Below are 21,772 nucleotides of genomic sequence, written 5' to 3'. Positions count from 1 at the left end.
GGACCATCATGTACTTCGCCCCAGCAAGTATGTGAGAGAGAGGGCTCGGGTCTAGTCGCCCTCACCACTCACGACACCCAGTACCTCCAGAAACGCCTTCGCCGCGGGAGTGACGGTGAACCGGTTCCAGACGAGATGCTCGATCCGCGCGGGCGCGTCCGTCACCGGGACGACCACCACACCGGTCAAGTTCGGCACGTACTTCGACGGCAGCAGCGCGACACCGAGCCCCTGGTGGATGAGCCGCGCCATGAAATCGGCGGCGGTCACCTCGAAAGCCACTTCCCGGGTCACTCTCGCGGCGGCGAACGCTTGATCCGTTTGCGCTCGCCCGGCCGACCCGGTCGGGAAGTCCACGAACACCTCCGACGAGAGCCGGTTCAAGTCCACTTCGGACTCATCGGCGAGAGGGTGACCGGGCGCCACCACGGCGACCAGTTCGTCATGGGCCAGTTCGCAGGTCGCGACGCCTTCCGGCCGATCCGACACCGGGAGGCCAAGGAAAGCGACCTCGATCGAGTTGTCCTTGACCTGTTCCACCAGGTGCCCGCTCGCGCCGACCCGCAGGCCGATCCGGACATGCGGGTACCGCCGGTGGAACGTCTGCAGCGCGGCCGGGACGTCGACCGCCGCGACGGTCGGGATGACGCCGACGGTCAGTCGTCCCCGGACCTCGCCGATGGCCGCGGCGACCTCCGCTCCCGCTCGCTCGGCGGCGTCGAGGCATTGGCGGGCGGCGGGGAGGAACGCCTCGCCCGCGGCGGTGAGCCGCACCCGGCGGCTCGTGCGCTCGAAGAGCCGCGCGCCCAGTTCCCGTTCCAGCCGGGCGATCTGGTGACTCAACGCCGACTGCACGACGAGGCACCGTTCCGCGGCGCGCGTGAAGCTGTTCGTCTCCGCCACTGCCACGACATATCGCATCTGCTGAAGCTCCATGGACCTATCTTGAATCACGATGAATCAAGTGACAAACATGTGTTGGACTCATTGATCCTCGGCGGTGAAGCTGGGAAGCGTGAAAACGCTGACGACCACACCGCTCGCCGCCGGACTCGCCGGCACCGCGATGACCGCCTTCGCTCCCGTGGTCTGGGGAACGACCTACGTGGTCACCACCGAACTTCTCCCGCCGGGGCACCCGCTGTTCGCGGGTCTCATGCGCGCCCTGCCCGCGGGGTTGATCGCACTGGCCATCACCCGCACCCTCCCGCGCGGCACCTGGTGGCTGAAGGCCACCGCACTCGGCGTTCTCAACATCGGCATGTTCTTCCCCTTGCTGTTCCTCGCCGCCGAGCGGCTGCCCGGCGGAGTCGCCGCGACCCTCGGCGCGGCTCAGCCGCTCCTCGTTGCCGCCCTCGCCGTCGCCGTCCTCCGGCAAAGCCCGTCCGCGTGGCGGTTCGCCTGGGGAATCGTCGGGATCGTGGGCGTCGGACTGGTCGTGATCGGCCCCGCGGCGGGCTTCGACAGCGTCGGGGTCCTCGCCGGATTGGGTGGCGCCGCGACCATGGCGCTCGGCGTCACGCTCACCAAGAAATGGGGGCGTCCGGCGGAGGTCGGCCCGACGGCGTTCGCCGCGTGGCAACTCACCGCGGGCGGAGTGTTCCTGGTGCCGGTGACCTTCCTGCTCGAAGGCGCCCCGCCCGCCATCGACCTGAACGCGGCTCTCGGTTACCTCTGGCTCGGTCTGATCGGCGGCCTGCTCGCCTACGTCCTGTGGTTCCGCGGCATCACGTCGTTGCCGGTCACCTCGGTCGCCGTCCTCGGCCTGCTCTCGCCGATGGTCGCCGCGGTACTCGGTGCCGCCCTGCTCGGCCAGGCGCTCGGCCCGGTCCAGCTCGTCGGCTTCGCCCTCGCGCTGGCCTCGATCGTCGCCGGGCAGATCACCCCGAAGGCCAAGCGGGAAGGTGCTGTCCGATGAAGATCGTCGTCGTCGGCGCGTCGGGCATGGTGGGTTCCCGTGTCGTCAGCGAGGCCGTCGCTCGCGGTCACCACGTCAAGGCCGTGTTCCGCGGTGTCCTGCCCGGAACTCTCCACCCGGGCGTCGAGGCCGTACGCGGCGACGCCACCGACATCGACCACATGAGCGGCGTCCTCGCCGGTGCGGATGCCATCGTGAGCGCGACAAGGCCCGCTCCAGGTGCGGAAGACACCGTCGCCGGCACCATTACAGCCCTGCTCGATGCCGCGGCGGGCACGCGCGTGCTGGTCGTCGGCGGCGCCGGGCCACTGCGCTCGCCCTCCGGCGGACTCGTCATCGACGACCCGGCCTTCGTGCCGCCGGAATGGCGGACCATCGCCTCGGCCAGCACGACACAGCTGCGGGCATGCGAGGCGCACGCGGGCGACTGGGTGTACCTCAGTCCGCCCGCCGTCCTCGCTCCCGGAACCCGGACCGGTGCCTATCGCCGTGGGACGACCACCCTCCTCACCGCGGCCGACGGCTCCTCCCGGATCTCCGCCGAAGACCTCGCGATCGCCGTCGTGGACGAACTGGAGCAGCCGGGAAACGAAAAGCGCTTCACAGTCGGTTACGGGCATCCAGCCCCTTCCCGCATTTAGTCCTCTAAATGCGGACTTGCGCGACTTCTTCGCCCTTACTGAGACAACCTGACCGCGTCATCGAGCGTGCTCTCGATGACGACTTGCGGAGGTTCGATGCAGAAGTATCCGTTGAATGAAGGCGAAGTCCTGCTGTGGAGCGGTTCGCCCCAGCGGCGGCAGAAGTGGTTTCCGGAGCACACGGCGCTGGTGTTGTCGGTCGTGGTTTTCCCTGCGATCGTCGCCCTGCAATTGATCGTCTTCGACGACAGCACGGCGGCGCCGATGTTGGGCGGGCTCCTGATCGCCTTCTTCTGCGTGGCGTACCAGCGACTGCTCGACCGGCGTTCCCGGGCAGGGGTCACGACGTACCTGGTCACGAATCAGCGGATCGTCTTCGCCGCGAACTGGCTGAACGGCTCGGAGTTCCGGTGGGTCTGGCTCACCTGGCTCCCCTCGGAACCTCGGGTGCGTGCCGACGACACGGGCGTCGGCACGATCGTGTTCGGCAGCCGCTGGAGCCGGGCGCGAGTTCGTGAGAACGAACTCCGTGGCGCATGGGCGCCGCCGGCGCTGGAGTTGCACCAGGTCGCCGACGCCCAGCGAGTCGCCGACCTGATCCTGAACGCACGGGCGCAGCTGGTCGCCGCGTGACTCAGGCGCCGCGACCGTCTCGCCACCGGAATACGGGCGGGTCGCCGGGTGACGGCGTCTCGGGACTTCGCTCGGCCTCGATCTGGATCTCGATGTTGGTCTTGTGCGAGATCGGATCCCAGATCTCCTCGATCGGCGCCAGCAAGGACTGACTGACGCCGCAACGCCGGGCACGCGCGGCGTACCACGCGAACCCGGCCAGGAAGAGCGGCAGGCTGAGAAACGCGGCCAAGGGGGCCAAGAACTCCATGGCATCCACGCTACAGTAACATCGTGTTTCCAGAAACGTAGTGTTACTGAATTGGCGGACGATGACCAGGCTGACCCGGGCCGAGCAGCAGCGACGCACCCACGAGCACCTCTTGGACGCCGGACGGCAGGTGTTCCTGCGGCGTGGCTTCCTGGCGGCGACGGTCGAGGAGATCGCGGCCGACGCCGGCTACACCCGCGGCGCCGTCTACAAACATTTCGGCGGCAAGGAAGGGCTGTGGCTGGCGATCATCGAAGCCAGTGCCGAGACCCATCTCCAAGGACTGCGGGAAGCTCTCACCAAGGCCGCCACCCGTGACGACGTGATCGCGGCACTGGCGCCGGTCGACGTGGCGGACAAGGACGCGGCCAAATGGAGCGCGACGGCCGCCGAAGTGCTCGCCGCGACGGCGCAGCAACCCGAGAACGCCGCGATGATCGCCGCCATCCAGCGGCGTCACGACGACGAGGTCGTCGCCCTGCTCGACGAGCATGCGAAGCGTCTGGGTCTCGAATCGGCGATGCCGCTGCACCAGGCTGTCGTCATGCTGGGCGCTTTGGGTATCGGCCTCGCACTGCGTCAGACGGTGGCCCCGGCCGCCGATCCCGCCGCGATCCTCACCCACGTGCTGGACTCGGTGTTCCCCACCTACACTCAGACGCCGTGATCGATTCCTTCACCACCGCCGACCTCGTCGACGAGCACGGCGACCGGCTGCGCGTCTGCGACACCCAATTCCGCCAGTTCGGCGGGCACCGGAAGTTCTCCGGCCCGATCCGGACGGTCTCCTGTCACGAGGACAACGGCCTGGTCAAGAAGCTGCTCGCCACTCCGGGCGAGGGCCGCGTCCTGGTGGTCGACGGCGGCGGTTCCCTGCACAGCGCGCTCACCGGCGACATGATCGCGAAATCCGCCGTCGAGAACGGCTGGGCGGGTGTGGTCGTCAACGGCGCGGTCCGCGACAGCGCCGAACTGGCCGAACTCCCGCTCGGAGTGAAGGCTCTCGGTACCAACCCGCGCAAGAGTTCCAAGGCGGGCGCCGGAGCCGTCGACGTGCCGGTCGGCTTCGGGGGAGTGACCTTCACTCCCGGCGACACGCTCTACTCCGACGACGACGGCGTCGTGATCCTCCCCGCGATCACCGCCTGAACACGCTCGCCGGGACGCTGTCTGCCAGCGCCCGGTATCCGGCCGGGCTGAGATGCAGATGGTCGCCGACGTCGTAAGCGGGCAGCAGCCGTGACGGGACCTGCGGATCGCGCGCGACCCGGTCGAAATCCAGCACGGCGTCGAACCGGCCGCTCGTGCGGATCCAGGTGTTGACCGTCTGCCGGGTGGCTTCGCGAGCCGGGGCGTCGTAGCCGGTGTTGCCACCGAACGGGGTCAACGTCGCGCCGTGGACGCGGATCCCGTGCGCTTGAGCCCGGACCACGATCTGGTCGTAGACGTCGATCAGGTCGGCAGCCACCTGCCGTCGCGCTTCCGGTGTCGCGGCCGCGGTGCCGATGTCGTTGACGCGGCCTGGTTCAGCACGGCGACCCCGGACAGCCCAGCCGATCCGGCCATCGGTCGTTCCCGTTGGTGGTCGACTCTCGACCCTCGGCCGTCGGTCAGCGAGTCGCCGACGACGACCACCGCCTCCGTCCTCTTCGGACCGAACACCTCGGCGCCGCTGCCGCGCGGCCGCCGGGGACTGCTGACCGGACGCCGGAGCGCCGGCGGTCACCACCGCCAGTACCGCGAGCAGGCTGACGAGCCAGTTACGTCTCATCCGAAATCCGGTGCCAGAACCCGGTCGAAGCCGACCTCGCGGCGCGGACCGGTCAACGTGCAGGGGAGGGTCGCGACGATCCGCGCACTCGACGTCCCGACCCGCAGTTCGACGTCACCGGGTTCGACGATCCGCTTGCCCGCCCGTCCGGTGTAGGAGGTCAGATCGGCGTGCAGCCCGATCTCGACGACCTCGGTCGCGCCGGGGGCCAAATCGACCCGCTTCGCCGCGATCAGCTGCTGGACCGGCCGGGCGACCTCCGCCACCGGGTCGTGCAGGTAGACCTGGACGACCTCGGTCGTGGCCCGGTCGGTTCCGTTGCTCAGCGTCACCCGGAGCCGGCACTGGCCATCGGTCGGCCACGCCGGATCCGACACCGCGACGTCGTCCCAGTCGACGGCGGCGTAAGAAAGCCCGTGCCCGAACGAAAAAAGCGGGGTCGGGTCGACCGTGCTGACCTCACTGCGCAGGCCGAGCGGCGCGGTGAGGTAGGTCGACGGCTGGGACGCCTCCTCGCCGGGAAATCCGACCGGGAGCCTGCCGGACGGATTGATCCGTCCACTGAGGACACTCGCCAGCGCGACCGCGCCCTCTTCGCCGGGATAGAACCCGCAGACGATCGCGGCGAGGCGGTCGGCCTGCCGCGAAAGCTCGTACGGCCGTCCGCAAAGGAGCACCAAGACCACCGGCGTCCCGGTCCCGAGCAGGGCTTCGAGCAACTCTTCCTGACGTCCGGGAAGCTTGAGGTCCGAAGCGTCACACCCCTCACCCGAGGTGCCGCCGCCGAACAGGCCCGCGTGATCGCCCAGCACCGCGACGCAGAGCTCAGCCTCCTTGGCCGCGGCGACGGCGGCGGCGATGTCCTCGTCCTCGCCGCCGAGCACCGGGCAGCCGAGAGCGTAGGTGACTTCGTGGTCCTCACCGAGCGCGTCCAGCACGGTCGGAACCGATACCCCGAACGGCACCTCCGGATGGTGCACGCCGACGTGCATCGGGAACGAGTAGCAACCGAGCATCGCGCCCGGTTCGTGCGCCCGTGGGCCGACCACCGCGATCCGGCGGCCGGGGGAGAGCGGGAGGATGCCGTCGTTGCGCAGCAGCACGATCGAACGTTCGGCGATTTCCCTCGCCAGCGCGCGGGATTCCGGATCATCGAGCTCGACCTCGTCCGGAACCTCCGGTGCCCAGTCCTCGTCCAGCAGGCCGAGTTCGCACTTCTGCCGCAACACCCGCTCCAGGGCGCGATCGACGACGGCGGCATCGACCGCGCCCTGCTCCACCGCGGCGAGCAACGGCTCGCCGTAACAGTCCACAGTGGGCAGTTCCACGTCGATCCCGGCGGTCAGCGCCTGCCCGGCGGCCTCACCGCGACCGGCCGCGACACCGTGCAGCTTGTACAGGAACGACACGGAGAAGTAGTCCGCGACCACGGTTCCCTCGAAACCGTAGGTGTCGCGCAACAGATCCGTGAGCAAAGCGGTGTCCGCGGCGGAAGGGACGCCGTCGTTGTCGATGTAGGCGTTCATCACCGACCGGGCGCCCGCGCGCAGCGCCATCTCGAACGGCGGCAGCAGGACGTCGGCCAGTTCCCTCGGCCCGACCGACACCGGCGCGAGGTTGCGACCGGCGCGTGAAGCCGAGTAGCCGACGAAATGCTTCAGTGTCGCGATCACGCCGGCGGATTCGAGCCCGGCGGCATAAGCGGCGCCGATCGTGCCGACCAGATGCGGATCCTCGCCGATGGTCTCCTCGACCCGTCCCCAGCGCAGGTCACGGGCGACGTCGAGGACCGGGGCGAGTCCTTGGTGGACGCCCAGACGGCGCATCGTTTCGCCGATCCGTGCCCCCATGCGATACACGAGATCGGGGTCGAAACTCGCTCCCCAGCACAGCGGTGAGGGGTAGACCGTGGCCTGCCAGGCGGCGAGACCGGTGAGCGTCTCCTCGTGTACCAGCGCCGGGATGCCGAACCGGCCGCGCGCGACGATCTCCCGCTGGGTGCGGGCCAGGCTGCGCGCGCCGATCACCGGATCGACCGGCCGGGTGCCGTACACCCTGGTCAGCTGACCGATCCCGTGCCGCACGAGATCGTCCCAGTCCAGGGCCGCCTCGGCGAAGTCGTGCTGGTGCGGTGCCATCTCGCCACCGGAGTCGATGCCGACCCAGACGCCGTAGAGCTGAGCGAGCTTCTCCCGCAAGGTCATCCGGTCCAGCAGCGCACGGACCCGGTCCGCCGGATCCGCGGTCGGGTCGTGCCATGGCCGGGGTGACGCGCTGGGCTGCGTGGTCAAGGCCGTCCGTCCTTCGTCTGAGTGTCGAGGGCGCGCGTCGAGCGGCGCACCACCAGACCGGTGGAGAGGGTGATGTGGGTTCGTTCCTCGGGCTCCCCACTGATCAGCGAGATCAGCAGAGTGATGGCGCGATGGCCCATCTCGCGAATGGGCTGGTCCACTGTGGTCAGTGGCGGGGTGCACAGGGCGGACTCGGGGACGTTGTCGAAGCCGACCACCGACAGGTCGTCCGGCACGGAGAAGCCGAGGTCCGCGGCGGCTCCGACGGTCGCGATCGCCGAGATGTCGTTGGCGGCGAACACCGCCGTCGGCCGATTTTCGCTGGTCAGCAGTTCGCGCGCCGACCGGGCGGAGATCTCCGGATCATAGGCGCCGAGCCGGATCAGGTCCTCGTCGATCGGCACGCCCGCCGCGGTGAGCGCCCGCAGGTACCCGGTCTTGCGCAGTTCGGCCGATTCGAGATCCGGCCGCCCGGCGAGGAAACCGATGCGGCGGTGGCCGAGATCCAGCAGATGCCGGGTCGCCAGCTGCGCGCCGCGCAGGTTGTCGGAATCGATGGTCGGCACCGTCGACGGGCCGGTGTGCGGATCGACCGCCACCACCGGGGTGCCCGGGACAGCCTCCAGCGAGGCCACCGGCGTGACCAGCACCGCGCCGTCGACCAGCGTACCGGAAAGTCTTGACAGGTAACGCTTTTCCCAGCCCGACAGGTCACCGGTGCGGCCGCCCGCCGAGTACACGACGAGTTCGTAGCCGGTGCCCCGGATGGCGTCCGCCGCGCCCTTGAGCAATTCGGTGGAGAACGGTTCGAGATCGGCGACCAGGATCCCGATCACGTTCGTCTTGTGGTTGCGCAGGCTTTGGGCGACCAGACTCGCCTCGTAACCGAGTTCGTCGATCACCGCGCGGACCTTGGCCAGGGTCGCGGCGGCGACGCCGTAGCGGTCGTTGATCACTTTGGACACCGTGGCCACGGAGACGCCGGCACGAGCCGCGACGTCACGGATCGTGACCCTCGAACTGGGCTGCATGTGCTCAGACTAGCCATGTAAAACGTTATCGACAACGATTGACATAGGAATTTGATGCGCGCAAACTCATCGCCAGTCCGGGCGCAGTCACGCCCCGTCCTACTCGGCCGAAGTCGTCAGGAGTGGACTCACCATGTTTTCGAACCGCCGAATCCCCGCCGCCGCCGCGCTCGCGGCGGCCGTCCCGCTCGCGATCGCCGGCTGCTCCGGGGGCACCGAGACCGCGGCCGAGCCCAGCGGGCCGGTCACCCTCACCTGGTGGCACAACGGCACCACCGACCCGATCAAATCGATCTGGGCCCAGGTCGTCGCCGACTACCAGAAGGCCCATCCCGAGGTGACGATCAAGGGGCAGCCGCTGCAGAACGAGGAGTTCACCACCAAGGTCCCGCTCGCCCTGCAGTCGAACGAGCCGCCGGACGTCTACCAGTCCTGGGGCGGCGGTGAACTGGCCTCACAGGCCACCTCGGGCAAGGTCGCGGATCTGACCGACGCGGCGAAGGGCTGGCTCGGCTCGGTGGGCAAACTCGCCGAGAGCTGGCAGGTCGACGGCAAGCAGTACGGGATCCCGTGGGAGCAGCACTTCGTCGGCTTTTGGTACCGCAAGGACCTTTTCGCGCAAGCGGGGGTGACCGCGCCGCCGTCCACCATGGACGAACTCAACGCCGCCGTCGCCAAGCTCAAGCAGGCGGGTATCACGCCGATCGCGGTCGGCGGCAAGGATCGCTGGCCGGACGCCTTCTACTGGAACTACTTCGCCCTGCGGGCCTGCTCGGCCGACACGCTGAAGCAGTCGGTCAAAGCGGTGAAACTCGAGGATCCGTGCTGGACCAAGGCCGGACGCGACCTCCAGGCGTTCCTGGCCACGCAGCCGTTCCAGCCCGGGTTCACCGGCACGCCGGCCCAGCAGGGCGCCGGCAGCTCGGCGGGGCTGGTGGCCAACGGCAAGGCGGCGATGGAACTGCAGGGCGACTGGGAGCCCGGCACGATGTCCTCGCTCACCGAGGACAAGGACCTCGACTCGAAGGTGGGCTGGTTCCCGTTCCCATCGGTCCCGGGCGGGGCCGGTGATCCGGCCGCGGTGCTCGGCGGCGGCGACGGTTTCTCCTGCACCACCCGCGCGGCCAAGGCCTGCGCGGACTTCCTGCAGTACCTCGGCAGTGAGCCGGTGCAGAACCAGCTCGCGGCGAAGGGCGCCGGACTGCCGATGACCGCTTCGGCGGCCAAGTCCCTCAAGACCGAGTCGCTGAAGACCGTCTTCGACTACGGGCAGAAGGCGCCGTACCTGCAGATGTACTTCGACAAGGCGTTCCCGACCGCGGTGGGTGCCGCGCTCAACGACGCCGTCGCGGACTTCTTCGCCGGGCAGGGCACCCCGGAAAGCATCGTCGACGCGGTGAACAAGGCCGCGGCGGGCGACAAGTGACGGCGACGGACACGCGGGTGCGGGCGGCGGCGCGGCCGCCCGCACCCGCGGTCCGGACGCGGCGACCAGGAACCCGCAGGAAGCTGGAACTGGCGTTCCTGCTCGGACCAGCGCTCGTGCTGTTCGTCGGGTTCGTGCTGGTCCCGATCGGGATCGCGGTGTTCTACAGCCTCTACGAGTGGAACGGTTTCGGTCCGCTCGACGACTTCGTCGGTCTCGACAACTACACCGACGCCCTGTCGGGCTCGGTGTTCCAGGGCGCCATTGGGCACAACCTGATCATCGCGGGCCTGTCCATTGGGGTCCAACTGCCCCTGTCCATCGCGCTCGCGCTGCTGCTCAACCGCAAACTACGCGGCCGAGCCGTCCTCCGCGCCCTCGTGTTCGCGCCGTACGTGCTGTCGGAGGCGATCACCGCGGTCATCTGGCTGCTGATGCTGCAGCCGAACGGCTTCGTGGACCAGACGTTGCGCGGAATCGGCCTCGGCGGACTGGTCCAGCACTGGCTCGCCGACCCGGGGATCGTCCTCTACACACTGTTCGCGGTGATCACCTGGAAGTACATCGGCTTCGGCATCATCCTGTTGCTGGCCGGGCTCCAGGGCGTGCCCGCCGAAATACGGGAAGCGGCCGCGCTCGACGGCGCATCGGCCTGGCAGACCACCCGGCATGTGGTGCTGCCGCTGCTCGGACCCACCATCCGGATCTGGGTGTTCCTGTCGGTGATCGGCTCACTGCAGCTGTTCGACCTGGTGTGGATCATGACTCTAGGCGGTCCGGCCAACTCGTCGGCGACCATGGCGACCTACCTGGTCGACCACGGGTTCAAACGGTACGAGTTCGGGTTCGGCAGCGCCGTCGCGGTGATCCTGTTCGTGGTCTGTTTCCTCTTCGCGTTGTTGTATCAGCGTTTCGCCCTGCGTCGCGACACCGACGGCGCCCTGACCAGGATGGTGGGCTGATGCGCCGCGCCGGGACGCCGATCGGATACGTCGCCGCGATCGCCGTCCTCGGGATCACCGTGGTGCCGCTGCTGTTCGTGGTACTGGGCGGGTTCCGCACCACCGCGCAGATCAACGCCTCACCCGCGGGCCTGCCGGATCCGTGGGTATGGGACAACTACGCGGCGATCCTCGGCTCGTCGGCGTTCTGGACTTTCCTGGGCAACAGCGCGCTGATCGCGGTCATCGCGACCACGTTGACCGTCGTGCTGGGCTCGATGGCCGGGTACGCGTTGTCGCGGTACGACTTCAAGGGCCGCGAGGGCCTCTACACGCTGTTCACCCTCGGCCTCCTCTTCCCGCTCGGAGTGGCGACCCTGCCGCTGTACCTGTGGCTGCGCCAACTGGGAATGCTGGAGAGTTTCTGGGGCGTGGCGATCCCCGAAGCGGCGTTCTCGCTGCCGGTGACCATCGTGATCCTGCGGCCGTTCATGCGGGCGATCCCCGGGGAGATCGAGGACGCCGCCGTACTCGACGGCGCGAGCAGGCTCGGCTTCTTCTGGCGGATCCTGCTGCCGCTGTCCGCGCCCGCCCTGACCACCGTCGCCGTTCTCGCGTTCGTGACCAGCTGGAACTTCTATCTGCTGCCGTTGCTGGTATTCAACGACTCCGCGAACTTCACGCTGCCGCTCGGGGTGGCGACGTTCCAATCCCAGTACTCGCAAGACACCGCGCGCGTGCTCGCGTTCACCGCGCTGTCGATGATCCCCGCACTCGCGTTCTTCGTGCTCGCCGAACGCCGCATCGTCGGCGGACTGACCGGATCCGTGAAGGGCTAGTTTCCAGGAGGTCGAAGATGACGTCCGACGAGCAACCCCTGCACCGCAGGAATTTCCTGCGGCTGCTCGCCGTGCTGGGCGCAGGTACCGCCTTCGCTCCGGAAGTCGCCGAGGCGGCACCGGAGAAGGGCGGATTCCCGCTGGTCGCGCGGGGCAAGGCGGCGACACTGGTGGTGAGCTCCCGTGACAAACCGGGAGTCCGCCGCGTGGCCGGTGATCTCCGGGACGACATCGAGCGGGTCACCGGGATCCGGCCGGAGCTGGTGTTCGACCGGATCCCCGCTTCCGGCCCGGTCGTGCTGATCGGCACGCTCGGGCACAGTCCGCCGGTCGACGACCTCGTGGCCGCGCGGAAGCTGGACGTCACCGGGATCGCGGGGAAGTGGGAGACGTCGCTCAGCCAGGTCGTCGACGGCAGGCTCGTCCTCACCGGCAGTGACCAGCGCGGCGTCATCTACGGCGTTACCTCGGGCCGCCCGAACGCCTCCGGCTGGGCACATGGCCGGCCGGCGGAGCGGTGCTGTCGCGGACGACGAGGCTGGTGGCGAGTTCGATGCGGTGGCTCTCCGGTACCCGGCCCCTGGCGAGCGAGAGGGCGAGCCGGGCTCCGGCGACGGCCATCTGCCGCAACGGCTGGCGGATCGTGGTCAGTTCCGGGGTCAGCCAGCAGGCGAGCGGCAGATCGTCGAAGCCGATGACGCTCAGGTCGTGCGGGATGCGCAGGCCCGCGTCACGTGCGGCCTCGTAGACGCCGAGCGCCTGCAGGTCACTGCCGGCGAACACGCCCGTCGGCCGGTCGGGCAGGGCGAGCAATGAGGTCAGCTGCCGGTAGCCGGAACGCGGGTGGAAGTCGCCGCGGCGCACCAGAGCCGGATCGAAGGCCAGCCCGGCCGCCTCCAACGCGGCGCGGTAGCCGTCGATCCTGGCGCGACCGCACAGGACGCCGTCCGGACCACCGATCACCGCGATCCGCCGGTGGCCGAGGTCGAGCAGATGCCGGGTGGCGGCCAGCCCGCCCTGCCGGTTGGTCGTGCCGACCGAAGGCGTCTCCGGACCGGGTTGCCCGGCGGGGTCGATCACCACCAGCGGGATGTCACGGGAGCGCAGTTTCGCCAGCTGGCCGGCGGTGAGGTCGGAACAGACCGAGACGATGCCGACCGGGCGGCGGGTGAGCACGCTTTCCAGCCAGTCGTGCGCGGGCGTGTGGCGGCCGGAAGATTCCGCGAGGACGACCGACATCCCGTTCTCGCGGGCGACGTTCTCCACACCACGGATGATTTCCAGCGCCCAGGTGCTTTCGATTTCGTGGAACATCAATTCCAGCAGACGTGACCGCTGTGATCTTTGGTCGGCACGGCGCCGATAGCCGTATTTACGGATCAATTCCTCCACTCTCGCCCTGGTTTCGTCGGCGACGTCGGAGTGACCGTTGACGACCTTGGAAACGGTCGGCACGGACACGCCGGCTTCGGCGGCTATCCGGCTGATGGTGATCCGAGGTTCCGTTGACATGTCAGTGATTCTACGTCTTATCAACGAAAAGGAGACCCATGAAGAACACGTTCTCGACAAGACGAGCGGTCGCTCTTTTGGTCGCCGTCGCGGGTATTTCGGTGTGGAACTCGACCCCGGCTTCGGCCGCCGGTCCGCTGAAGGACATCACGAATCGCTACGTCGGCAGCGCAGTCGCGGCGAATCACCTCGCCAGTGAAGTCGATTACCGTTCCGTGCTCACCCGCGAATTCGACAACGTCACCCCCGAAAACGAGATGAAATGGGGTGTCGTCGAGACGGACCGGGGCCAGTACAACTGGTCCGGCGCGGACGCGATCGTCGACTACACCCAGCGAAACGGCAAGTCGGTCCGCGGGCACACCCTCGTCTGGCACAGCCAGCTGCCCGGTTGGATGAACAACGTCGGCGCCGGTGAGCTGCGGTCGGTGGTGCAGCGGCACATCACCACGGAAATGGGCCGGTACAAAGGCAAGATCCGGGCCTGGGACGTGGTGAACGAGATGTTCGACGACGACGGCACCCGCCGGGCGTCGGTATTCCAGCGGAAACTCGGTGACGGCTACGTCGCCGACGCGTTCCGCTGGGCCCGCGCGGCGGATCCGTCCGCGAAGCTGTACATCAACGACTACAACACCGAAGGGCTCAACGCGAAGAGCGACGCCCTGTACAACCTGGTGCAGACGCTGAAACAGCAAGGCGTGCCGATCGACGGCGTCGGCTTCCAGGCGCACTTGGCCACTCAGTACGGCTTCCCCGGCGGCTACCAGGCGAACCTCGCCCGGTTCGCCGCGCTGGGTGTCGACGTCGCCATCACCGAGGCCGACGTCCGCATCCCGATGCCCCCCGACAGCACCAAGCTGAACACGCAGGCGAGCTACTTCAAGCAGCTCTGGGACGGGTGCCACGCGGTGGCGCGGTGCGTGGAGTTCACGACCTGGGGCTTCACCGACCGCCACTCGTGGGTGCCGGACACGTTCCCCGGACAGGGCGCGGCGTGCCTGTTCGACACCAACCTGCGGCCGAAACCGGCCTACACCCGCATCAACCCCTGAGTCCCTTCGGGGTCGTGAGTGAGGTTGGTCCGTGAAGGCCTCCTTTCCTACCTTGAACGTAGGGAAGGAGGCCTTCACGACCTTTCGCGACCGAGGCAGCCCACACGGCAGCGCGCCGTGCCTCGGCGCGAACCTTCGAAGTACATGATGGCCCCCTTCCTTGCGCTAGGCGCAAGGAAGGGGGCCATCATGTACTTCCCGCGCCACCGGTGTGACTGGTGACGCCGCCGCATCCCGGTGAGCCCTCGCGCCACAAGACTCTGTCACGCCACGTTTGTCTTACCCCTCATTAGCACTCACCACCTGCTCGTGAAACCGGGTGAAGTCCGCTCCCGCCGGCACCTTCGAGGAGTCGTGACTGTGCGGACACCGGCGTCCCCGGTCACCCCCTGGTCGCGACGAGCCGCTCCACCAGCCCGAGTTTGAACCGCTCCTGCTTCTCGACGGCCAGGCCGAGCGCGCCGATCATTTCCGCCGGGCGGCGAAGGAAGTGCTCGCCGGCCATCGGCACGGTGATCTTCTCCGTGAGCCATTGCAGGCCGCGGATCGCGCGCGTCGAACTCGCGATGTGGTCGAGCAGGATGAGCCGTCCACCGGGCCGGAGGACGCGGGCCATTTCCCGCAACGCCTTGTCGTGGTCCGGGATCGCGCAGAGCCCGAGCGTGCAGACCACGGTGTCGAACGAACCGGCCTCGAAGGGCAGGTCGTGGGCGTCGGCCCGCCGGAGGGTGACCGGGTGGCCGATGCGTTCGGCGCGGCCGCGGGCGATGGCGAGCATGCCGTCGCTGAGGTCGACGCCGGTGAGGGTGACGCCGTCGGGGTAGAGCGGCAGGTTCAGTCCTGTCCCGACGGCGACCTCGAGGACGTCTCCGGTGGCCTGACCGCAGGCCCATTCCCGGGAATCGCCGAAGAGCTTCCGGTCGAGGAACTGCATCTCCCGGTCGTAGTTCCGCGATTTGCCGTCCCAGTAGCGGTTCCAGCGCGCGGACCGGGTCATGACGCTCCTTTCAGCAGCAGTGCTCGCCGCGCCAGGCTTCGCGGCCTTCCTTGATCGCGACGGCGGCGATGACGAGCGCGACCAGCGGGTCCACCCAGTACCAGCCGAGGAGGCTGTTGAGCAGCAACCCGACGAGCAGCACACCGGAAAGACAGCTGCAGAGCAAGGTCTGTTTCGAGTCGGCGACGGCACTCGCTGAGCCGAGTTCTCGGCCGGCGCGGCGCTGAGCGAGGGAGAGGAACGGCATCACGAGCAGTGAGATCGCCGCCAGCACGATGCCGACTCCTGAGTGCTCGGCCTGGTCGGCGCCGAACAGGGTGCGTACGGACTCGACGGTGACGTAGGCGGCCAACGCGAAGAAGGACACCGCGATGATCTTGAGCGCGGTGCGTTCACGGGCTTCAGGGTCCGCTCCGGAGAACTGCCAGGCGACCGCCGTGGCGGAGGCGACTTCGATGACCGAGTCCAGGCCGAAGCCGATCAGCGCGGTCGAGGAGGCCATGGTGCCTGCCGAGATGGCGACGACGGCCTCGATGACGTTGTAGGTGATCGTCGCCGCGACCAGGAGCCGCACCCGCCGTGACAGCAGGGCGCGCCGATTCGGGTCCACTGTGGACACCGTGGTGCAGCAGCCATCCGTGCAGCCACCGGTCTCGACGGGAAGAGCGCGTTCGGTCATCGGAGCACCCGGAGGCTGGTGTCGTCCTCGATGCAGGGCTCGGCCGTGTCGACGGCGAGCACGACCTGGACCAGTTCACGGAGTGCGCGGGCGAGATGCCCGTCGGCCAGCGCGTAGCGAACTTGGCGGCCTTCGTAGGTGGCCACGACCAGGCCGCAGCCCCGCAGACAGGCGAGGTGGTTGGACACATTGGACCGGCTCAGTCCGAGTTGGACGGCCAGCTGACCGGGGTAGCTCACACCGTCGAGCAAGGCGACCAGGATCTTGCACCGGTTCGGGTCGGCGAGGGCACGTCCCAGCCGGGCGAGCGCGGCACCGTGGGTTTCACACGTCAGCACAGCCAGGACAGTACAGCCACCGCTGATATATCAGCAAGGACTGAACTATGACCCGTCCGTACCGGAACATGGTGGCCGCGCGGGAGTGACTGACACGACGGGGTGTCCGAACGCGACCCTCTGTTTCGTCGCTGTCTGTCAAGTCGCCGTCGAACATGTGCGGGGCGTCGACCCGAAAGTGATCGCCCTGCCCACTCCAACGGCCGCATCACCGGCACCGCCGGGAGTTTCGCGAGGGCTTCGCATAACACCTCAGGGCTGGGACTGACCCGATTGCGTGAGCGTTTTAAATTGACGAGTCACGATGAGAAGATCTTTCGGCGGCAATGCCTGAATCGGCATTCGGGTGGCCTTTTCGCATTACCCGAAAGTGCGCTTGTGCGGGCAAAACGCCTTGCTATGTTGATCCCTGCGGGGCCGTCACCTCGGGGAATACCGGCCCGCCGCGGTTCGTGGATCTTGTTTGTTCACATGACTATCGAAGGGTGGACCTTGCTGTGACCGTGACCGAATCGGACACTTCCGCCGAAGGTGTCCAGGGGCCGGGAAATCCGCAGCTGAGTTTGGGTCGGGCCGCCGCGCGCAACCTGGCGACCACGACCAAAACCGTCCCGCAGATGCAGGGAATCTCGTCCCGGTGGCTGCTGAAGATGCTCGAATGGGTCCAGGTCAACGGTGGCGCCTATCGGGTCAACCGGCGGCTCAATTACGCGGTCGGCGACGGACGGGTGACGTTCTCGAAGACCGGTGCCACTGTGAGCGTGATCCCGGCGGAACTCGGGGAACTGAAGCCCCTCAAAGGTTACGACGACGAAGAGGTCCTCGCCGAACTCGCCCGCCGCTTCGAACAGCAGGAGGTGGCCGCCGGCGACGTGCTCGTCGAATTCGGGCATCGCGCCGACCGGGTCTACCTCATCGCGCACGGCAAGATCACCAAGACGGGCCCCGGGCCTTACGGCGACGAGACCGCGCTCGGCGTGGTCAAGGACGGCGACTACTTCGGCGCCCAGGCGCTCGTCGACGGCGACGGTATCTGGGAGTTCACCGCCAAGGCTGCCACCGTCTGCACCGTGCTGACGCTGAGCCGCCAGGCCTTCGAGCAGGTTTTGGAGCAGTCCGAATCACTGCAGGCGCAGATCGAGCTGGCGTCGCAGGACACCGGGCGGTCCAACGACTTCGGCGAGGCCGAGATCGACATCTCCTCCGGCCACGACGGCGAGCCGCTGCTGCCGGGCACGTTCGTCGACTACGAGACCTCACCGCGGGAATACGAGCTGAGTGTCGCCCAGACCGTGCTGCGGGTGCACAGCCGGGTCTCCGACCTCTACAACCAGCCGATGGACCAGACCGAGCAGCAGCTCCGCCTGACCATCGAGGCGCTGCGTGAGCGGCAAGAATACGAGATGATCAACAACTCGGACTTCGGCCTGCTCCACAACGCCGACTTCACCCAGCGGATCGCCACGCGCACCGGCCCGCCGACCCCGGACGACTTCGACGACCTGCTCGCGCTGGTGTGGAAGGAACCCGGCTTCTTCCTCGCGCATCCGCGCACGATCGCCGCGTTCAGCCGTGAGTGCAGCAAACGCGGTATCTACCCCACCGGCGCCGACCTCGGCGGGCACAAGGTGCCGTCCTGGCGCGGGATCCCGATCCTGCCGTGCAACAAGATCCCGGTGAGCCAGAGCAACACCAGTTCCGTGCTGCTGATGCGCACCGGCGAGAAGAACCAGGGCGTGGTCGGCCTGCGTCAGATCGGCCTGCCCGACGAGTACGAGCCGGGCCTGAACGTCCGCTTCATGGGGATCTCGGAGCAGGCGATCATCTCCTACCTCGTCAGCACGTACTACTCCGCCGCCGTGCTCGTACCGGACGCGCTGGCCGTGCTCGAAGCCGCCGAACTCGGCCGCGAAGGATGACGGCCACGACGCCGGAGGTCGACCGGCGGTCGAGTCTCAGCCCCGCGGCAGCGCGGAATCTGGCGACGACCACCAAGACGCGGCCGCAGATGCAGAGCATCACGCCGCGCTGGCTGCTGAAGCTGCTGCCCTGGGTCGAGACGAAAGGTGGCACCTTCCGGGTCAACCGGCGCCTGACCTACGCCATCGGCGACGGGCGGGTGAGCTTCACCAACGTCGGCGCCGAGGTCCGGGTCGTCCCGCAGGAGCTGGCGGAATTGGCGCTGCTGCGGGGGTTCGACGACGAGGATACGCTCACCGCGCTCGCCGACCGGTTCGTACAGCACGAGTACCGGCCCGGCGAGACGATCGTCCGCCACGGCACCCCGCTCGACGAGGTCGTGCTGGTCGCGCACGGCAAGGTGGTCAAGGTGGCGCCTGGCGAGTACGGCGGCGAGTCGACCATCGGCAGCATGGCCGACGGTGATCATTTCGGCGAGGAGACGCTCGCCGGGATCGAGCGGAACTGGCCGTACACGGTCAAGGCCATCACCCCGGTGATCGTGCTGACCCTGCGCGCCGGCGACTTCGCCGACCTCAACGGCAGGTCCGAGGCGATGCGCCGTCATGTGCAGGACATGCTGGCGCGGGGGACCAAACCCCAGAACGCGAAGGGTGAGGCGGAGATCGGGATGTCGTCCGGACACGACGGCGAGCCGCCGCTGCCGGGCACGTTCGTCGACTACGAGACCTCACCGCGCGAGTACGACCTGGCCGTCGCCCAGACGTCGCTGCGGGTGCACACACGGGTGACCGATCTCTACAACGGGCCGATGAACCAGTTCGACGAGCAACTCCGGCTGACCGTGGAGGCGCTGCGGGAGCGGCAGGAGCACGACCTGATCAACAACCGTGAGTTCGGCCTGCTGCACAACGCCGATCTGAAATCGCGGTTCCAGACCCGGTCGGGCCCGCCTACGCCCGACGACATGGACGAACTCGTCAGCCGCCGCCGCAAGACGAAGTTCTTCCTCGCCCATCCGCGCGCGATCGCCGCGTTCGGGCGGGAATGCACGCGCCGCAGCCTGTACCCGGAGGGCACCACGGTCGACGGCAAGGTGGTCGCCGCGTGGCGCGGGGTGCCGCTGCTGCCCTGCGACAAGATCCCGATCACCGACGCGGGGACGTCGTCGATCCTCGCCATGCGGACCGGGTTGGAGGACAACGGCGTGGTCGGGCTGCATCAGACCGGTCTGCCCGACGAGTACGAGCCCGGTCTGAACGTGCGGTTCGACGGCATCACCGAGCAGGCCGTGGCCACCTATCTGGTCAGTACCTACTACTCGGCCGCCGTACTCGTACCCGACGCGCTCGGCGTCCTGGAGAACGTCGAGGTCGCCCGGTGACCCCTCGATCCACATCGACACCGCACTTGAACAACCGAGAAAGGACCACCCACGTGACAGTCGCCCGTACGCCCGCTCCCACCAAGGTTCTGCGCACCGAATACCAGAAGTCGGTGGCGTCGTACTGGAACAAGGAGAAGGACCCGGTCAACCTGCGGCTGGGCGACGTGGACGGGCTCTACCACCACCACTACGGGGTGGGTGAGGTCGACTGGTCGGTGCTGGAGGGGCCGGAGAGCACCCGTGACGAGCGGATCATCGCCGAGATGCACCGGCTGGAGACCGCGCAGGCGGACGTCCTGCTCGATCACCTCGGCGACGTCAAACCGGGCGACCGGCTCCTCGACGCCGGCTGCGGACGCGGCGGGTCCAGCATCATGGCCAACGCGCGGTTCGGCTGTCACGTCGACGGGATCTCGATCTCGGAGAAGCAGGTCGAGTTCGCCAATCACCAGGCGGAGATCCGCGGGGTCGCCGACAAGGTGCGCTACCACTTCCGCAACATGCTCGACACCGGCTTCGAAACCGGCTCGCGCAAGGCGATCTGGAACAACGAAAGCACCATGTACGTGGACCTCTACGAACTTTTCGCCGAACACGCGCGGCAACTGGAGTTCGGCGGGCGCTACGTCACCATCACCGGGTGCTACAACGACGTGACCGGTGGGCGGTCCAAGGCCGTCGCGCAGATCGACCAGCACTACACCTGCAACATCCATCCGCGCAGCCAGTACTTCAAGGCGATGACGGCGAACGACCTGGTGCCGATCTCGGTGGTGGACCTGACGGCGGACACGATCCCGTACTGGGAGCTGCGGGCGAAGTCGTCGGTGGCGACCGGGATCGAGGGACCGTTCCTCGACGCCTACCGCGAAGGGAGTTTCCACTACCTGCTCATCGCCGCGGACCGCGTCTGATCCCGCATCCACCGAGACCATCGGAGTGACCGCGATGACGGAACATGGCGCTCTGGCCACGCTTCTGGCCGGGCCGAGTGGACTGGGAACGTCCGCCGCGCGCCTGGCGGCCCGGCTCGCACACACCCCGGCGGAGACCCCGCTGCCACCGGGGCCCGTATCCGGGCTCGACCCCGGATACGCCTACCGGCCGTGGGGTGACGGGTCGGCGCCGCCGCTGTACTGCCCGGTCACCGAACGGATCAACGATCCGCTCGCGGCGGAGGTCGACCGGAGGCTGGTCGCGTGGGCGGGTGAGTGCGGTTTCGGCGAGGAGGAGTGCGAGCAGATCGGGAAGGCGGGCTTCGGCAGGCTGGTCATGCTCGCCCACCCGGACTGTGAGGATCCCGACCGGCTGCTGATCTCCGCACGGCTCAACGCGGCGTGGTGGGCGGCGGACGATCTGTACGCCGACGACACCTCGCTCGGCGCTGTTCCGGCGGAACTGCCGCCGAAGCTCGCGCTGGCGATGGCCGCCATGGACCCGGTGCCGTCGCTGGGTGAATTCAGCCGCGACCTCGACGAAACGCTGCGGAACGACCGGGTGCTGGTGGCGCTGAACTCGGGGACGGACTTCCTGCGGCGAGCCGGGACGGCCGCCCAGGTTCAACGCGTCTGCTATTCGACCTTCGCGATGTTCGTGAGCTGGACCGCCTACGCGGCATGGCGCCACAGTGGGAAATACCCGCCGGCGTGGGAGTATCTCGCGGCGCGGCAGCACGACAGTTTCTACACGTCGATGACGCTGATCGACGTCCTCGGCGGCTACGAACTGACGTCGAACCTCTACTACGACCCGAGGGTCCGCGAGGCGGCGATCCAGGCGGGCACGGCGTCCGTGCTCGTCAACGACGTGCACTCGGTCGCCAAGGATCTGGAGGACGAGTCGCCGCCTTGCAACGCGGTCTTGCTGATCGCCGGAGACCGGAAATGCTCGATCGAGGAGGCCACGGCGATCACCGTCGAACTGCACAACGACGTCGTCCGCGACTTCCAGGCGGCGCACGAGCGGCTGAGCGGGGTTCCTTCCGTGGAACTGCAACGGTTTCTGCGTGGCTTACGGGGATGGATGGGCGGCGGGTTCGAATGGCACTCGACGAGCCCTCGGTACCGCACGAAACCCGGCATTTAGTCCTCTGGATGCGGTAGTTCGCGACACGAACCTCCGCATTCAGAGGACGAAATGCGGG

Annotated in this window: 22 protein-coding genes; 13 read left to right on the top strand and 9 right to left on the bottom strand. The window is 68.1% G+C overall.

Translation table 11 applies throughout. The features are described from left to right. Positions 1–51 precede the first annotated feature (51 nt). A complete protein-coding gene (locus AVL48_RS10325; RefSeq protein WP_061987489.1) occupies positions 52–936 on the bottom strand; it encodes a LysR family transcriptional regulator in 885 nt (294 codons plus the stop codon). A gap of 79 nt (positions 937–1,015) precedes the next feature. Between AVL48_RS10325 and AVL48_RS10320 the strand changes: the two genes are divergently transcribed. The 3 genes from AVL48_RS10320 to AVL48_RS10310 all read left to right on the top strand — a co-directional run bounded on the left by AVL48_RS10320 (position 1,016) and on the right by AVL48_RS10310 (position 3,192). Beyond that, entirely contained in the window at positions 1,016–1,918 is a 903-nt protein-coding gene (locus tag AVL48_RS10320; protein WP_177242313.1) for an EamA family transporter, read from the top strand. After that, entirely contained in the window at positions 1,915–2,559 is a 645-nt protein-coding gene (locus AVL48_RS10315) for an NAD(P)-dependent oxidoreductase (RefSeq protein WP_061987491.1), read from the top strand. Before AVL48_RS10320 ends, AVL48_RS10315 begins: the two co-directional genes overlap by 4 nt. 96 nt (positions 2,560–2,655) lie before the next feature. Beyond that, the gene (locus AVL48_RS10310) at positions 2,656–3,192 is read left to right on the top strand and encodes a hypothetical protein (RefSeq protein ID WP_061987493.1); all 537 of its coding nucleotides are present in this window, start codon (positions 2,656–2,658) and stop codon (positions 3,190–3,192) included. A gap of 1 nt (position 3,193) precedes the next feature. Here the strand turns inward: AVL48_RS10310 and AVL48_RS10305 are convergent, their stop codons facing one another. Then, on the bottom strand, positions 3,194–3,442 hold the full coding sequence (locus AVL48_RS10305; RefSeq protein ID WP_244162552.1) for a hypothetical protein: 249 nt from the start codon (positions 3,440–3,442) through the stop codon (positions 3,194–3,196). Positions 3,443–3,503: 61 nt separating this feature from the next. Here AVL48_RS10305 and AVL48_RS10300 point away from each other — a divergent pair, with 61 nt between their 5' ends. Together AVL48_RS10300 and rraA are read left to right on the top strand one after the other, a co-directional pair. Next, complete coding sequence (locus tag AVL48_RS10300; protein ID WP_061987495.1) at positions 3,504–4,109, top strand: TetR/AcrR family transcriptional regulator; 606 nt, start codon at positions 3,504–3,506, stop codon at positions 4,107–4,109. Further along, positions 4,106–4,591 carry a ribonuclease E activity regulator RraA gene (gene rraA, locus AVL48_RS10295; RefSeq protein ID WP_061987497.1) on the top strand — a complete coding sequence of 162 codons (486 nt, stop codon included), beginning with the start codon at positions 4,106–4,108 and terminating at the stop codon, positions 4,589–4,591. Before AVL48_RS10300 ends, rraA begins: the two co-directional genes overlap by 4 nt. Here the strand turns inward: rraA and AVL48_RS40805 are convergent. From AVL48_RS40805 to AVL48_RS10275, 3 genes are read right to left on the bottom strand one after another with little or no spacing between them, the layout of a single operon-like run. After that, positions 4,581–5,213 carry a GDSL-type esterase/lipase family protein gene (locus AVL48_RS40805; protein ID WP_074038247.1) on the bottom strand — a complete coding sequence of 211 codons (633 nt, stop codon included), beginning with the start codon at positions 5,211–5,213 and terminating at the stop codon, positions 4,581–4,583. The two genes, rraA and AVL48_RS40805, sit on opposite strands and share 11 nt — an antisense overlap. Then, positions 5,210–7,504 (bottom strand): beta-xylosidase/alpha-l-arabinosidase, encoded by a 2,295-nt coding sequence (locus tag AVL48_RS10280; RefSeq protein ID WP_061987503.1) that lies wholly within the window; start codon positions 7,502–7,504, stop codon positions 5,210–5,212. The genes AVL48_RS40805 and AVL48_RS10280 overlap by 4 nt, the downstream gene beginning before the upstream one ends. Then, positions 7,501–8,535, bottom strand: a complete 1,035-nt coding sequence (locus AVL48_RS10275; RefSeq protein WP_061987505.1) for a LacI family DNA-binding transcriptional regulator — start codon at positions 8,533–8,535, stop codon at positions 7,501–7,503. Before AVL48_RS10275 ends, AVL48_RS10280 begins: the two co-directional genes overlap by 4 nt. 133 nt (positions 8,536–8,668) lie before the next feature. Between AVL48_RS10275 and AVL48_RS10270 the strand changes: the two genes are divergently transcribed. The 3 genes from AVL48_RS10270 to AVL48_RS10260 are packed head-to-tail and all read left to right on the top strand — an operon-like array spanning position 8,669 to position 11,741. Continuing rightward, positions 8,669–9,961, top strand: coding sequence for an ABC transporter substrate-binding protein (locus AVL48_RS10270; RefSeq protein WP_061987507.1), 1,293 nt, complete (start codon positions 8,669–8,671; stop codon positions 9,959–9,961). After that, a complete protein-coding gene (locus tag AVL48_RS10265) occupies positions 9,958–10,923 on the top strand; it encodes a carbohydrate ABC transporter permease (protein ID WP_061987509.1) in 966 nt (321 codons plus the stop codon). Before AVL48_RS10270 ends, AVL48_RS10265 begins: the two co-directional genes overlap by 4 nt. Next, positions 10,923–11,741 (top strand): carbohydrate ABC transporter permease, encoded by an 819-nt coding sequence (locus tag AVL48_RS10260; protein WP_061987511.1) that lies wholly within the window; start codon positions 10,923–10,925, stop codon positions 11,739–11,741. The genes AVL48_RS10265 and AVL48_RS10260 overlap by 1 nt, the downstream gene beginning before the upstream one ends. A 462-nt stretch (positions 11,742–12,203) precedes the next feature. Here AVL48_RS10260 and AVL48_RS10255 read toward each other — a convergent pair whose 3' ends face one another. Beyond that, complete coding sequence (locus AVL48_RS10255) at positions 12,204–13,253, bottom strand: LacI family DNA-binding transcriptional regulator (protein WP_061987513.1); 1,050 nt, start codon at positions 13,251–13,253, stop codon at positions 12,204–12,206. A gap of 38 nt (positions 13,254–13,291) precedes the next feature. Here AVL48_RS10255 and AVL48_RS10250 point away from each other — a divergent pair, with 38 nt between their 5' ends. Next, positions 13,292–14,308 carry an endo-1,4-beta-xylanase gene (locus AVL48_RS10250; RefSeq protein ID WP_244162551.1) on the top strand — a complete coding sequence of 339 codons (1,017 nt, stop codon included), beginning with the start codon at positions 13,292–13,294 and terminating at the stop codon, positions 14,306–14,308. Between the two features lie 382 nt (positions 14,309–14,690). Here AVL48_RS10250 and AVL48_RS10245 read toward each other — a convergent pair whose 3' ends face one another. Genes AVL48_RS10245 through cmtR form a run of 3 tightly spaced genes read right to left on the bottom strand, consistent with a single transcriptional unit; the run spans position 14,691 to position 16,322 of the window. Beyond that, the gene (locus AVL48_RS10245; protein WP_061987515.1) at positions 14,691–15,305 is read right to left on the bottom strand and encodes a class I SAM-dependent methyltransferase; all 615 of its coding nucleotides are present in this window, start codon (positions 15,303–15,305) and stop codon (positions 14,691–14,693) included. 10 nt (positions 15,306–15,315) lie between these two features. Then, a complete protein-coding gene (locus tag AVL48_RS10240) occupies positions 15,316–15,984 on the bottom strand; it encodes a cation efflux transmembrane domain-containing protein (RefSeq protein ID WP_177242312.1) in 669 nt (222 codons plus the stop codon). Next, a complete protein-coding gene (cmtR, locus tag AVL48_RS10235; RefSeq protein ID WP_061987517.1) occupies positions 15,981–16,322 on the bottom strand; it encodes a Cd(II)/Pb(II)-sensing metalloregulatory transcriptional regulator CmtR in 342 nt (113 codons plus the stop codon). Before cmtR ends, AVL48_RS10240 begins: the two co-directional genes overlap by 4 nt. Before the next feature lie 497 nt (positions 16,323–16,819). Here cmtR and AVL48_RS10230 point away from each other — a divergent pair, with 497 nt between their 5' ends. Genes AVL48_RS10230 through AVL48_RS10215 form a run of 4 tightly spaced genes read left to right on the top strand, consistent with a single transcriptional unit; the run spans position 16,820 to position 21,714 of the window. Then, positions 16,820–18,241: a family 2B encapsulin nanocompartment shell protein gene (locus tag AVL48_RS10230; RefSeq protein WP_061987519.1), complete on the top strand. Its 1,422-nt coding sequence runs from the start codon at positions 16,820–16,822 to the stop codon at positions 18,239–18,241. Then, positions 18,238–19,626: a family 2B encapsulin nanocompartment shell protein gene (locus AVL48_RS10225; protein WP_061987521.1), complete on the top strand. Its 1,389-nt coding sequence runs from the start codon at positions 18,238–18,240 to the stop codon at positions 19,624–19,626. Before AVL48_RS10230 ends, AVL48_RS10225 begins: the two co-directional genes overlap by 4 nt. Positions 19,627–19,679: 53 nt before the next feature. Beyond that, positions 19,680–20,543, top strand: coding sequence for a geranyl diphosphate 2-C-methyltransferase (locus tag AVL48_RS10220; RefSeq protein ID WP_061987523.1), 864 nt, complete (start codon positions 19,680–19,682; stop codon positions 20,541–20,543). A gap of 34 nt (positions 20,544–20,577) precedes the next feature. Next, entirely contained in the window at positions 20,578–21,714 is a 1,137-nt protein-coding gene (locus AVL48_RS10215) for a family 2 encapsulin nanocompartment cargo protein terpene cyclase (RefSeq protein ID WP_061987574.1), read from the top strand. Positions 21,715–21,772: the final 58 nt, after the last annotated feature.

It is taken from the genome of Amycolatopsis regifaucium (assembly GCF_001613935.1).
Lineage (GTDB): Bacteria > Actinomycetota > Actinomycetes > Mycobacteriales > Pseudonocardiaceae > Amycolatopsis > Amycolatopsis regifaucium.
The sequence above is the reverse complement of the archived record's forward strand: the minus strand, read 5'-3'. Positions and strand labels throughout refer to the sequence as shown.